Raw genomic sequence first — 13,026 nt, forward strand, 5'->3', positions numbered from 1 at the left:
CCCCGCCGGGGTGGGTGGTGCCGGGGCGCCCCCCCCCCCCCGCGCGGCGCCCCCCCCCCCGGCCCATCCGTGTGAATTACGGCGATACGGGGTAATCGGGGCCCGCAACCTCTCGATTATTGCCCGATGAACGCGCACACGGAGGTACGCCGGTGAGTACCCAGCAGGAACCGGGACCGGTCAAAAGTGGTCTCTTCCGCACAAAGGACGTAGAACAGTCGATCCGTGACACCGAAGAGCCCGAGTACGCGCTCAAGAAGACCCTCTCCGCCCTCGACCTGACGGTCTTCGGCGTCGGAGTGATCATCGGCACCGGCATCTTCGTGCTGACCGGCGTCGTCGCCAAACAGACCGCGGGACCCGCCACCGCGCTCGGCTTCGTCGTCGCGGGCATCGTCTGCGGACTCGCCGCCCTCTGCTACGCCGAGTTCGCCTCGACCGTGCCGGTCGCCGGATCCGCGTACACCTTCTCGTACGCCTCCCTCGGCGAACTGCCCGCCTGGATCATCGGCTGGGACCTCGTCCTGGAGCTCGCGCTCGGCTGCGCGGTCGTCGCCGTCGGCTGGTCCGGATACGTACGCTCGCTGCTCGGCAACGCGGGGGCGAGCCTGCCCGACTACCTGTCCGGCACCCAGAACGGGAGGTTCGGCTTCGACCTCCTGGCCTTCCTGCTCGTCCTCGTGCTGACCGGGATCCTCGTCGCCGGGGTGAAGCTCTCCTCGCGGATCACCGGCATCATCGTCGCCGTCAAGGTCACCGTCGTACTCCTCGTGATCATCGTCGGTGCCTTCTTCATCACCGGCTCCAACTACAAGCCGTTCATCCCGCCCGCCGAGGAGACCAAGGGCGGCGGCGGGCTGACCGCGCCGATCATCCAGCTCATGGCCGGCTACACCCCCACCAACTTCGGCGTCATGGGGATCTTCACCGCCGCCGCGGTCGTCTTCTTCGCCTTCATCGGCTTCGACATCGTCGCCACCGCCGCCGAGGAGACCCGCAACCCGCAGCGCGACGTACCACGCGGCATCCTCGGCTCGCTCTTCATCTGTACCGTGCTCTACGTCGCCGTGTCGCTCGTCGTCACCGGCATGCAGCACTACAGCGAACTCTCCGTGGACGCCCCGCTCGCCGACGCCTTCAAGGCCGTCGGCCACCCCTTCTGGGCCGGCCTGATCAGCTTCGGCGCGGCCGTCGGGCTCACCTCGGTCTGCATGATCCTGCTGCTCGGCCAGACCCGGGTCTTCTTCGCCATGAGCCGCGACGGACTGCTCCCGAGGACCTTCTCCCACGTCCACCCGAAGTTCGGCACGCCCTACCGCTCCACCGTCCTCCTCGGGGTGCTCGTCGCGATCGTCGCGGGCTTCACCTCCATCGAGGAGCTGGCCGAACTCGTCAACATCGGCACTCTGTTCGCCTTCATCGTGGTCGCGCTGGGGGTCATCATCCTGCGTCGCAAGCGCCCGGACCTGCCGCGCTCCTTCCGCACCCCGCTGGTGCCCTGGGTGCCCATCGCGTCCGTACTGGCCTCCCTGTGGCTGATGCTCAACCTGCCCGCCGAGACCTGGCTGCGCTTCGGCATCTGGATGGTCATCGGCTGCGTCGTGTACTTCGTGTACGGACGCGCGCACAGCCGCATCAACACACCCCGCTGACGACGGGGGACACCCGGGCGGGCCCGCGCGCTACGCGGGCTCGTCCGGGAGCTCCCGTACGGTCCTCGGCCCCGCGCACCGCGCCCCGTACGCCGCCACCCGCAGCCGCAGCTCCCGGTCGGCCGTGACCACGAGACAGCCGACCCCGTCGCGCTGCGCCGCGGCGGCCAGCTCCACGATCCGGTCGTCGCCGCTGCCGGCCGCCGGTTCGACCCGTACCCCCGGCACCGGCTCCACACCCCGGGCCGCGCCCTCCACGACGAGCACGACCTCCACGGGGCCGGGCTGCCCGGCCACCCCGTCCGCCGCGAACGGCACGAGCGAGTCGCGCAGCCGCTCCGTGGCCCCGCGCCGGTCGCGCCACCATCCGTCGGGGACGGAACCGACCACATTCGCCGCGTCGACGATCAGCTTGTTCAGCATCTCCGCAGCGTGCCACAGCCGCCCGGCCGCGTCCGCCCGCCGAGCCGGGCGGTCCCGGGCGCGGAAGGCCACCGGCGCCCGCCACCTGCCCGCGCGTACTATCGTCGTCTGGGTTTTCTCACGCTCGGGAAGGTGGCGGCAGGCCATGGCACCGAGGTCCGGACGGACGTCGAATCGGTCGGAGGACGGCGGGGGAGACGGCGCGCCGGCCAGGCCCCCGGTCACGGACCCGCACCGCGCCCCCGCCGCCGACGGCTCCCTCCCCCCGGCCACCGGCTGGCTGCTGCGCGGCAAGGACGGCCGGCTGACGGCGTACGCGGCCACCCCGGGCGGGATCCTCCGCTGGACCGAGACCCGGGCCGGCGGCCCCGACTGGTACGGCCCCGAGCCGCTGCCGCTCGCCGGGCTCCTGCCGTACGTGTCGGTGGCGCGCAGCGCCGAGGGCTTTGTCCATCTGCTGGGGGTACGGGACCGGCCGGGCGCCGCGGGGGAGGCCGAGCGCGATCTCGTCCACGCCGTCCAGTTCCAGACCGGCCGCCCGCTGCGGGAGTGGCAGTCGGTGGGCAATCCGCACGGCAAGGACCGCGCGAAGGGCGCCCGGATCGGCATGCCGTCCGCCGTCCTGGACGCCACCGGCTCGATGCACCTGTTCGTACGCAACGCCAACGGCGGCCTCTCCGCCAAGCACCAGTCGCCCACCGGCCGCTGGCAGCCCTGGGGTGGCGCCAACGCCGCGGACACCACCCTGACCGGCGAGACCTCCGCCGCCGTCACCGACCGCGGGGCCATCGACATCCTCGTCCCCGCGGGCGGCGGCACGGTGCGCTGGCTGCGCGGGAGACCCGACGCGAAACTGGAGCGCGCCGGGGAGGAGCCCGCGGCGGACATCGCCCACGGCACGGTCACCGCGGAGCGCACCGGCACCGAAGGGCTCACCCGCTTCTGGCGCGACGCGGACGACGGCACGGTCCTCGCCTGGCGACCGGGGAGCGCCCCCGCCCCCCTCGGCGGCCCCGGCACCGGGCCGCTCGCCCCGCTCCGTACCCCCGTCGACGGGTACGACTGCACGATCCTGGCCGGGCGCGGCCCCGACGGCCGCCTCCAGGTCGCCGCGTACCCCACCGAGGACGAGGACGCCGGCCTGCACTGGACCCCCACCGGCGAACCCTGCGCGGGCGCCCCGGCGCTCGCCCTGGACGGCACGGGACGGGTGGTCCTGGCCTGCCTCGGACTCGACGGGGCGCTGCGCGTCACCCGGCAGAAGGACGAGACGGGCCTGGCGCTGGAGGCGTGGCGGCGGTTCTGACGCCGTACGCGGCCCGCCGGATGCCCGGCCGTGTCCCGTACGCGGCTCAGCCGGGCGGTCCGGGGCGCGGCCCCCGGTCGCGGGCGACGAGTTCCTCGATCCGGTCGAACCGCTGGTGCAGGGCGCGCAGTTCCCGTACGGCGTCCATGCGCCCCTCGGCCTCGACATGCTCCAGCGCCCGCGCCACCCGGCGGGCGCGGCGCGCGGCGCTGCCCACGAACCAGGTGGCCAGGGACGCGGTGACGATGCTGAACACCGAGATCCCGACGAGCATCACGACGCCCGCGATCACCCGTCCCGGCACGGTCACCGGATAGAGGTCCCCGTACCCGACGGTGGTCGCGGTCTCGACGGACCACCACAGCGCCAGCGGGAACGAGGTGATGGTCGCCTTGGGGGCCGCCGACTCGAACGGGACGATGATCCAGGAGCCGAGCACCAGGACCACCACGACCCCCAGGACCGCCCACACGGAAGCCTTCACGTGCAGCCGCTGCCAACGCCCGCCACGCAGCAGCTTGCGCAGGACATAGAACGGTGAAAACGGAGGCATGGGCAGAAACTAGCCATTCAGGGACCGGCCGTCCGACAGGACACACCCCCGGCCCGCCCGGGGACGGCCCGCCCGGTGCCGGAACCCCGCTCTTCCGTCGCGCTCCCATCCGTTTCCCACCGCGCCCCCATCGGGTTCCCACCGGTCCACAACCTCCGCCCGTCACTGTGGACCCTGTCCGGACCACCAGCCACTCATGGAGGAGGCTCCTCTTGCTGTCTCGGGTCAAGCGGGCCGGCGTCGTCGCCGCCGCCGTCCTCGGGGTCGTCGTCACGGCGCCCCACGCGTCGGCCGCCGCCGACCCCCCGGCGGTGAAGTTCACCAACCAGCGCAGCACGCTGTGCATCAGGCTCCAGGACGGGGCGCTGATCAGCGACTGCTACGGCACCTCGGGCGAGATGAACTGGACGCTCGTCCCGATCGCCACCGCTCCGGTCGAGTACCGCTACATCAGGAGCAACTTCAACGGCTCGTGCCCGGCCGTCGCGGACGGCGTCCTCACGATGGCGTCGGCCGGCTGCACCCCGGGCAGCGGCACGACGCGGATGTGGCAGATCGTGCGGTACGAACCCGGCACCCCGCCCGCCGGGATGGCGGGCGTACGGATGGAGAGCATCGTCGGCCGCAAGTGCATGGACACGGACCCCGCCAAGGACTGGGCGATCGTCGCGAGCACGTGCAGCAACACCGCGACCTCCCAGCAGTGGAACATCCCGCTCGCCTCCTTCGACGCGCTCTTCGGCTGACGGGGGAGACTGCTGTGAGATCACGGTTCCCGCGCCTCTCCACACTGCTCCCGGCCCTGTTCGCGGCGCTCGGGCTGGTCCTGCTCACCTCACCGGGACCGGCCGCGGCGGACACCTCCGTGACCAGGCTGACCAACGGCTACAGCAACGGGTGTCTCCAGGGGCAGGGCGAGGCGAACACGGTCGCCTCCCGCTGTACGGGGTTCCTCCAGGACCTGGAGTGGGTCTTCTCGCCCGTCCCCGGCATGCCCGCCACCCACAAGTTCGTCAAGCTCAGCGCCTTCGCCGCACCGGGCGAGTGCCTGGACAACAACGGTTCGCGCATCTACGTCCTGCTCTGCAACGGCGGCCCGCACCAGCAGTGGATCGTCACCCGCTTCCAGGCGGCGCCCCCGGCGGGCGGCGAGGTCGGCGTCCGGTTGAAGAACGTCGCCACGGGGATCTGCGCGGACACCACCCTGACCAACTTCAGCGGCTGGAAGATCTACCCGAACAGCACCTGCAACGACGGCGCCTACCAGCAGTGGAACATCACCGCCGCGGCGGCGGGCGGTCTCGCGGAGACGTACCAGGGCACGGCCTCGCACGCGGGCATGACCTGGACGGTGCTCAACCAGCGCTCCGACGGGGTGGTGCAGGTGGGCCGGGACGAGGAGCGCTCCGACCCGTACAACGGTGACACCCCGGCCGCCGCCTCGCTCCCGGTGCTCTGTCTGCGTGTGGACGGCCGCGCCGCACCGGCGGGCATCCCGGCCACAGGGGCGCACAGTTGGGCCAAGGGCGAGGTCAGGGCCACACCCGCGGTACGCGGCGCCGACCTGATCAGCCGCACCGTGGCCGACACCGTCTGCCAGTCGTACTTCGGCGGCGGCTGGCGGATGGCCGAGTTCCACGACGGGGGAGGCTGGTCGCTCTGGGCCGCCGGAACCCTGCCGACCGGAGTGCGCTTCTGGACGGCGATCAACGACCAGAGCGCCAATCCCTGGAACTGACGGGCGACGGGGGGAACGGGGGAAACGGGGGAACGGGGGATGGGGGAAATGGGGGAGGAGGGCCGGCGGCCGGTGCGCGCTCACCGGGCGCCGGCCCTCCGCGCTTCCCCGGCCCGGGGCCCCGCGCTTCCCCGGCCGGGCCTACGCGCTTCCCCGGCGGAGGGCCCGCGGGCGGCGACGGCGGTTCAGGGCGCGGCGGTCAGCTCGGCCAGCCTGCGCCGCGAGCGCTGCGCCCAGCGCACACAGCCCAGTTCACCGTTGTGCCGGACCGCCCCGCGCATCAGCGTGGCCGCCGCCGTACGCTCCCCCGCGACCTCGGCGACCTCGGCGAGGAAGTGGTCGATGGAGCCCCAGCAGAGCATCGCGGAACCGGTGGTGACCGCGCGTCCGGCGTACGGGAGCAGCCGGTCCAGCGCCCAGCGGCAGGAGCGCACATCGCCGCAGAGCGCCCAGGTGTAGGCCCGCAGCACCATCTGGAGCAGCCAGAGCCAGTCGTGCGGCGGTTCGGGCAGCGCCTCGGCGGGCGGGCAGTAGGTCCCCGCCTCGGCCAGCCGGCCCTGGAGCGCCAGGACGAGCCCCAGGTGCTCCGGGGTGATCGGGGTCCCCGGCCGGTGGGAGGCGAGGACGAGCGCCTCCATCTCGTCGTACCGGTCCCCGTCCAGCAGCCAGGAGACCCGGTGCGCGAACAGCGCGGGCTCGGCGCCCCACGCGGCCTGCTGATGGTGCCGGTACGCCTGCCCCGCCAGCCGCTCCGCCGCCGGCAGATCCCCGGCCAGACCGTGGCGCAGCGCCGCCCACCAGCGCAGATGGGCGTCGATCTCGGGCAGCCTGACCCGCTGGTTGGCGGCGGCGCAGTCGTCGATGTCGCGCTGCGCCGCGGGCATGTCGCCCGCTTCCAGCCGGGTCAGGGCCCGGCGCAGCAGCAGCATCGGCATCCAGTCGGGGCTCACACCGGGGCGCCCGGCCAGCACCAGTTGCTCCTCGACCAGACGCTGCCGCTCGGCGAGCGTGTCCGGATGGCGTACCGCCTGGTGGCGCAGGTGCAGCGCGCGGAGCAGCAGGGAGTCGTCACCCAGCCTGCGCGCCATCTCCACCGCCTCCGCCGAGAGCCGCGCCTTCGCCACCAGCCCGTCGGCGCCGGGGGAGCCCGGCGCGCCGTCCGGCTCCCCGGCCCCGGCGAAGTACCGCTCGGCCGCGAGCGCCGCGAGGGCCAGACAGCGCAGCGGAGCGTCCTCCCGGGGCAGCAGCCGTACGGCGTCGCGCAGCGCCGTCAGCACGGTGTCGTGCGAACTGCCGTACTCCCGTATCGGGGTGAACGTCTCGATGGTGTGGACGGTCGCGGCCCGCGCCAGTGCCTCCGGGTCGGCCAGCTCCCTGGCGATCCCGATGGCGCGGTCCAGGGCCCGGACCGATTCCGGGCGCAGGGCGCCGCGGCAGCACAACCGCCCCCAGCGCAGCACCAGTTCGAAGAGCCGTCGGGTCTCCTCCGTCGTGGTGGGGGCGGCGTACGTGTCGACGACACCGATCGCGGCCTCGACGAGCCGGGCCGCGTGCCGGTGGGCGTAGACCCGCTCGGCCCGCTCCGCGGCGGCGGTGACGGCCACCAGGGCCCGCCCGGCGTGGCCGACCGGCGCCGCGGCGAGCCAGTGGAACGCGACCGCGTCGAGCAGTTCGGCCCCGCCGCCGGCGGACCGGGCCGCCCGGCGCTCCAGGGCGGCGGCCACCCGGGCGTGCAGCCGCGCCCGGCGGATCCGGGAGAGCGAGTGGCGGAGCGTGTCACGGATCAGGGCGTGGCCGAACCGGTAGTGGCCGACGGGCCCGGTCTCCACGACCAGGCCCCACGCGACCGCCGCCTCCAGGATGTCCAGCAGCCGGTCCGGCTCCGTACCGGCCGCCTCCGCGACCACATCGAGCCCGAAACGCTCGCCCAGGACGGCCGCGACCCGCAGCGCGTCCTCGGCGCCCTCCGGAAGACGCCGCAGCCGGTGCCGGATGAGATCCCTGGTCCCTTCCGGCAGCGCCCGGGCCAGTGCTTCCGCCCCCGCCCCCGCCCCCGCACCGCTCTGCGGCAGCAGCTTCGCCAGCTCCGCCACATGGAAGGGGACACCGCCGCAGCGCCGGTGGACGACCGAGGCCAGACGCGGATCCGCACCGGGACCGGTGTGCGCGCCGAGCATCTGGGCCACCTCCGCCTCGGTGAGCCGGGCCAGCGGATGACGGGTCACCCAGTCACCGGTCAGCCCTCCCACCACGGAGGCGGCGGAGTCGTCGAGTTCAGGACCCTCCCGGCTGGTGACCAGGACGAGCAGCGGCAGCTCCGGCACCATCGTGGCCAGCACGCGCAGCACGCTCACCGAGTCGGGATCGGCCCAGTGCAGATCCTCCAGGACCACCAGCAAGGGCCGCGTCCGCGCCACCCGCACCAGCCGCTCCACCATCATCGCGGGGGCGCCCGAGCGCCCGCCGTCCCCGGGGCCCGCCGCGTCCGGGGCCCTGCCGGGCGCGACGGCGCGCAGCACCTCCAGCCACGGCCACAGCGCGGGCACGCCCTCCCCGTCGGGGCAGCGCCCGACAGCGGCCGTGATCCCGGCCGCGCCGGCCCGTTCGACCGCGGCCTCGGCGATCCGGGTCTTGCCGATGCCCGGCTCCCCGGTGACCGTCAGCAGCCCGCCGCGGCCGTCCGCCAGCGCCGCCAGGGCCCGCTCCACCCCGGCCAGCACCTCCCGCCGCCCGGCGAGCGCCGGACCACCCACCGCGGCCTCCGGTACGGGCGGGGCGGCGCCCCGGGGCGCCCCCGGAGCCGCGAGCGGTGCCACCGGCGCGCGTTCAGGGGCCGCGTCGGGGGTGAGCCCCGGCGCCAGATCCAGCTCCGCGTCCTGATGGAGAATGGCCTGTTCCAGTCGGCGCAGCGGCCGGCCGGGCTCCACACCGAGGTGTTCGTCGAGCATCCTGCGGGCGTCCCGCAGCGCGGTCAGCGCGTCCGCCTGCCGGTCGGACCGGTAGAGGGCGAGCGCCAGCAGCTCCCAGCGCCGCTCGCGCAGCGGCTCCGCCGCCACCAGCGAACGCAGCTCCGCGGCGGCGGACTCGGGCCGCCCGGCCGCCAACTGGGCCCCGCAGCGCCACTCCTGGGCGGTGAGCCGCAGCTCCTCCAGCCGGTCGGCCTCCAGCGCCGCGAACGGCTCGGCGCCGAACTCCCCGTAGGCCGGACCGCGCCAGAGCGCCAGCGCCCGGTCGAGTTCGGCGAGGGCGTCGAGCGGCCGGCCACCGGCCAGCCGCAGCCGGCCGGCCTCCGCCAGCGCGCCGAAGCGCGCCGCGTCGTACTGCTCGGGCAGCACCCGCAGCCGGTATCCGGCCTCCACACTGACCAGTACCTTTCCGGCCTCGCGCGGCGGCCGGTCCGGTTCCAGCGCCCGCCGCAGATGAGCGACGTAGGAGCGCAGGGTGCTGACCGCGGACGGCGGCGGGTCGTCCCCCCACACACTGTCCACGAGGCGCGACACGGGGACCACGCTCCCGGCGTCCACCAGCAGAGCCGTCAGCACCCGCCGCTGCTTGGCGCCCCCCAACTCCACCGTCCGGCCACCGACCTGCACCTCCACCGTGCCCAGCACCGCCCACCACACAGCGGTGAACGTAGCCCCCGGGGGCCGTGCCGATCAACGGTTCGTCGATCAACTCGCCCGCTTCAGGACGGTAGTTGGCTCAGACACCCCGCCCGGACACGCGGAACGGGCCGTACGGGTGATCCGTACGGCCCGTCGGCCCGCCAAGGTCCGGTCGGGACCCGTCCGGAGTTACGCCGGCACGCTCGCCACACCCGGCGCGAGGAACGGCTTGCCGTTCACCCGCTCCGAGACACCCTCACGGTCCAGGTACGGCGTGACCCCGCCCAGGTGGAAGGGCCAGCCCGCGCCCGTGATCAGGCACAGGTCGATGTCCTGCGCCTCGGCGACGACGCCCTCCTCCAGCATCAGACCGATCTCCTGCGCGACCGCGTCCAGCACCCGCGCGCGGGTCTGCTCCTCGGTCAGCACGGTGTCGCCCTGCTTCAGCAGCGCCGCGACCTCCGGGTCCAGCTCCGGCGCTCCGGAGTCGTACACGTAGAAGCCGCGCTTGCCCGCCTTGACCACCGCGGCCAGGTTCTCCGAGACCGTGAAGCGGTCGGGGAACGCGCCGTGCAGCGTCTCGGAGACATGCAGACCGATCGCCGGGCCGACCAGCTCCAGCAGGACCAGCGGCGACATCGGCAGCCCCAGCGGCTCCACCGCGCGCTCCGCGACCTCCACCGGCGTGCCCTCGTCGATGACGTTCTGGATCTCGCCCATGAAGCGGGTGAGGACCCGGTTGACGACGAACGCCGGGGCGTCCTTCACCAGCACCGCGGTCTTCTTCAGCTTCCTCGCCACCCCGAACGCGGTGGCCAGCGACGCGTCATCGGTCCGCTCGCCGCGCACGATCTCCAGCAGCGGCAGGATCGCGACCGGGTTGAAGAAGTGGAAACCGACGACCCGCTCGGGGTTCTTCAGCTTCGACGCCATCTCGGAGACCGACAGCGACGAGGTGTTCGTGGCGAGGATCGCGTGCGCCGGGGCGACCGCCTCGACCTCCGCGAACACCTGCTGCTTGACACCCATCTCCTCGAACACGGCCTCGATGACGAAGTCCGCGTCCGCGAACCCCTCGGCCTTGTCCAGCACACCCGAGACCAGGCCCTTGAGCCGGTTGGCCTTGTCCTGGTTGATCCGGGACTTCAGCAGCAGCTTGTCGATCTCGGCGTGCACATAGCCCACGCCCTTGTCGATCCGGTCCTGGTCGATGTCGGTCAGCACGACCGGCACCTCCAGACGGCGCAGGAACAGCAGCGCGAGCTGCGAGGCCATCAGCCCCGCGCCCACGACACCCACCTTGGTGACCGGACGGGCCAGCGACTTGTCCGGGGCACCGGCCGGCCGCTTGGCGCGCTTCTGCACCAGGTTGAACGCGTAGATCCCCGAGCGCAGTTCACCGCCCATGATCAGGTCCGCGAGGGCCCGGTCCTCGGCGTCGAAGCCGGCCTGGAGGTCACCGTCCTTCGCCGCCGCGATGATGTCCAGCGCCCGGTACGCGGCCGGGGCCGCGCCGTGCACCTTGGAGTCCGCGACGGAGCGCCCGCGCGCCACGGCCGCGTCCCACGCCTCGCCCCGGTCCACCTCGGGGCGTACGACCGTCACCTCGCCCTTGAGCACCGACGCCGTCCACACCAGCGACTGCTCCAGGAAGTCCGCGCCGTCGAACAGCGCGTCCGCGATGCCCAGGTCGTAGACCTGACCGCCCTTGAGCTGCTTGTTCTGGTTGAGGGAGTTCTCGATGACGACCGTGACCGCGCGCTCGGCGCCGATCAGGTTCGGCAGCAGCGTACAGCCGCCCCAGCCGGGCACCAGGCCGAGGAAGACCTCGGGCAGCGAGAACGCGGGCAGCGCGGCGGAGACCGTACGGTACGTGCAGTGCAGCCCGACCTCGACGCCACCGCCCATCGCCGCGCCGTTGTAGTACGCGAAGGTCGGGACGGGCAGCGTGGCGATCCGCTTGAAGACCTCGTGGCCGCCCCGGCCGATCGCGAGCGCGTCCTCGTGGCGCTTCAGCAGCTCCACGCCCTTGAGGTCGGCGCCGACCGCGAAGATGAACGGCTTGCCGGTGATCCCGACCCCGACGATCGACCCGTCGGACGCCTCCGCGTGGACCTGGTCGAGCGCGGCGTCCAGGTTCGCCAGCGACTGAGGGCCGAACGTCGTCGGCTTCGTGTGGTCGAGGCCGTTGTCCAGCGTGATCAGCGCGAACCGCCCGGCGCCCGCCGGGAGTTCGAAGTGGCGTACGTGCGCCTGGGTGACGACCTCGCCGGGGAACAGCTCGGCCGCGCCCTTCAGGAGTTCAGCGGTGCTCACTTGGTGCCTCCGTCGAAGTGCGGGTTCTCCCAGATGACCGACGCGCCCATGCCGAAGCCGACGCACATCGTGGTCAGGCCGTAACGGACCTGCGGCTGCGCCTCGAACTGCCGGGCGAGCTGGGTCATCAGCCGTACCCCGGAGGAGGCCAGCGGGTGGCCGAAGGCGATCGCGCCGCCGTACTGGTTGACGCGCTCGTCGTCGTCCGCGACGCCGTAGTGGTCGAGGAACGCCAGCACCTGCACGGCGAACGCCTCGTTGATCTCGAAGAGACCGATGTCCGCGATCGAGAGCCCCGCCTTGGCGAGGGCCTTCTCGGTCGCCGGGATCGGGCCGTACCCCATCACCTCGGGCTCGACACCCGCGAAGGCGTACGACACGAGCCGCATCCTGACCGGCAGCCCCTGCTCCCGCGCGAAGTCCTCGGCGGCGATCAGCGAGGCGGTGGCGCCGTCGTTCAGCCCCGCCGCGTTGCCCGCCGTGACCCGGCCGTGCGGCCGGAACGGGGTCTTCAGCCCGGCGAGCATCTCCAGCGTCGTACCCGGCCGCATCGGCTCGTCGGCGGTGGCCAGCCCCCAGCCGGTCTCCCCGGTCGCCGGGTCGGTACGGCGGATCGAGATCGGCACCAGGTCCTGCTGGATCGAGCCGTTGGCGTACGCCTTGGCGGCCTTCTCCTGCGAGCGCACCGCGTACTCGTCGGCCCGCGCCTTGGTGAGGTGCGGGAAGCGGTCGTGCAGGTTCTCCGCCGTCATGCCCATGAAGAGCGCGGAGTCGTCGACGAGCTTCTCCGAGACGAACCGCGGGTTGGGGTCGACGGCCTCACCCATCGGATGCCGCCCCATGTGCTCGACACCCCCCGCCACGACGACGTCGTAGGCGCCGAAGGCGATGGAGCCGGCGGTGGAGGTCACGGCCGTCAGCGCGCCCGCGCACATCCGGTCGATCGAGTACCCGGGCACGGACTGGGGCAGCCCCGCGAGGATCCCCGCGGTACGGCCGAGCGTGAGGCCCTGGTCACCGATCTGCGTGGTCGCGGCGACGGCCACCTCGTCGATCTGGGCGGGGTCGAGATCCGGGTTGCGGCGCAGCAGCTCCCGGATCGCCTTGACGACGAGATCATCGGCCCGGGTCTCGTGGTACATGCCCTTCGGGCCCGCCTTGCCGAACGGGGTGCGGACGCCGTCGACGAAGACGACATCCCTGACGGTACGAGGCACGATGGCTCTCCTCCAGGGTGCGGGGTGCACTGCGGGAGCACGCCAGTGGCGCGCTCTCACCCCATGCTACTTACCAGTAACCAAGTTGCCCAGTCCTCCCTCTTTTTTGGCGCCGGTTCGCCTCCGGGGCGCTTCGGACCGGCGCCGACGGTCGACCGTGCCCCGCCCCCCCGCTCCTCGCCTAACAGGCCCCGGCCCCCCCCGCGCGCACCGCGC

General features: G+C 73.3%; 9 protein-coding genes. 4 read left to right on the plus strand and 5 right to left on the minus strand.

Annotated features, from left to right (window positions below; all coding sequences use genetic code 11):
- Positions 1-152 precede the first annotated feature (152 nt).
- On the plus strand, positions 153-1,652 hold the full coding sequence (locus ACFXPK_RS25060) for an amino acid permease (RefSeq protein WP_385078781.1): 1,500 nt from the start codon (positions 153-155) through the stop codon (positions 1,650-1,652).
- Between the two features lie 30 nt (positions 1,653-1,682).
- Here the strand turns inward: ACFXPK_RS25060 and ACFXPK_RS25065 are convergent, their stop codons facing one another.
- A complete protein-coding gene (locus tag ACFXPK_RS25065; RefSeq protein ID WP_385001226.1) occupies positions 1,683-2,075 on the minus strand; it encodes an NTP pyrophosphohydrolase in 393 nt (130 codons plus the stop codon).
- Positions 2,076-2,220: 145 nt separating this feature from the next.
- Here ACFXPK_RS25065 and ACFXPK_RS25070 point away from each other — a divergent pair, with 145 nt between their 5' ends.
- Positions 2,221-3,381 (plus strand): hypothetical protein, encoded by a 1,161-nt coding sequence (locus ACFXPK_RS25070; protein WP_385078785.1) that lies wholly within the window; start codon positions 2,221-2,223, stop codon positions 3,379-3,381.
- 46 nt (positions 3,382-3,427) lie between these two features.
- Here the strand turns inward: ACFXPK_RS25070 and ACFXPK_RS25075 are convergent, their stop codons facing one another.
- The gene (locus ACFXPK_RS25075; protein ID WP_385001233.1) at positions 3,428-3,934 is read right to left on the minus strand and encodes a potassium channel family protein; all 507 of its coding nucleotides are present in this window, start codon (positions 3,932-3,934) and stop codon (positions 3,428-3,430) included.
- Between the two features lie 212 nt (positions 3,935-4,146).
- Here ACFXPK_RS25075 and ACFXPK_RS25080 point away from each other — a divergent pair, with 212 nt between their 5' ends.
- Both ACFXPK_RS25080 and ACFXPK_RS25085 read left to right on the plus strand, forming a co-directional pair.
- Positions 4,147-4,680: a hypothetical protein gene (locus ACFXPK_RS25080; RefSeq protein WP_385001236.1), complete on the plus strand. Its 534-nt coding sequence runs from the start codon at positions 4,147-4,149 to the stop codon at positions 4,678-4,680.
- Positions 4,681-4,694: 14 nt separating this feature from the next.
- Positions 4,695-5,672, plus strand: a complete 978-nt coding sequence (locus tag ACFXPK_RS25085; protein ID WP_385001238.1) for a hypothetical protein — start codon at positions 4,695-4,697, stop codon at positions 5,670-5,672.
- Between the two features lie 185 nt (positions 5,673-5,857).
- Here the strand turns inward: ACFXPK_RS25085 and ACFXPK_RS25090 are convergent, their stop codons facing one another.
- From ACFXPK_RS25090 to ACFXPK_RS25100, 3 genes are all read right to left on the minus strand, one after another.
- Entirely contained in the window at positions 5,858-9,295 is a 3,438-nt protein-coding gene (locus ACFXPK_RS25090) for a BTAD domain-containing putative transcriptional regulator (RefSeq protein WP_385078790.1), read from the minus strand.
- Positions 9,296-9,466: 171 nt separating this feature from the next.
- A complete protein-coding gene (locus ACFXPK_RS25095; RefSeq protein WP_385078793.1) occupies positions 9,467-11,593 on the minus strand; it encodes a 3-hydroxyacyl-CoA dehydrogenase NAD-binding domain-containing protein in 2,127 nt (708 codons plus the stop codon).
- Positions 11,590-12,810 (minus strand): thiolase family protein, encoded by a 1,221-nt coding sequence (locus ACFXPK_RS25100; RefSeq protein ID WP_385078796.1) that lies wholly within the window; start codon positions 12,808-12,810, stop codon positions 11,590-11,592. Before ACFXPK_RS25100 ends, ACFXPK_RS25095 begins: the two co-directional genes overlap by 4 nt.
- Positions 12,811-13,026 lie beyond the last annotated feature (216 nt).

It is taken from the genome of Streptomyces sp. NPDC059142 (assembly GCF_042755665.1).
Taxonomy (GTDB): domain Bacteria; phylum Actinomycetota; class Actinomycetes; order Streptomycetales; family Streptomycetaceae; genus Streptomyces.

Bases quoted from the DNA above. Each gene is read 5' to 3' on its own strand.
- ACFXPK_RS25065 (WP_385001226.1), bottom strand. From the start codon at position 2,075: ATGCTGAACAAGCTGATCGTCGACGCGGCGAATGTGGTCGGTTCCGTC.
- ACFXPK_RS25070 (WP_385078785.1), top strand. From the start codon at position 2,221: ATGGCACCGAGGTCCGGACGGACGTCGAATCGGTCGGAGGACGGCGGG.
- ACFXPK_RS25075 (WP_385001233.1), bottom strand. From the start codon at position 3,934: ATGCCTCCGTTTTCACCGTTCTATGTCCTGCGCAAGCTGCTGCGTGGC.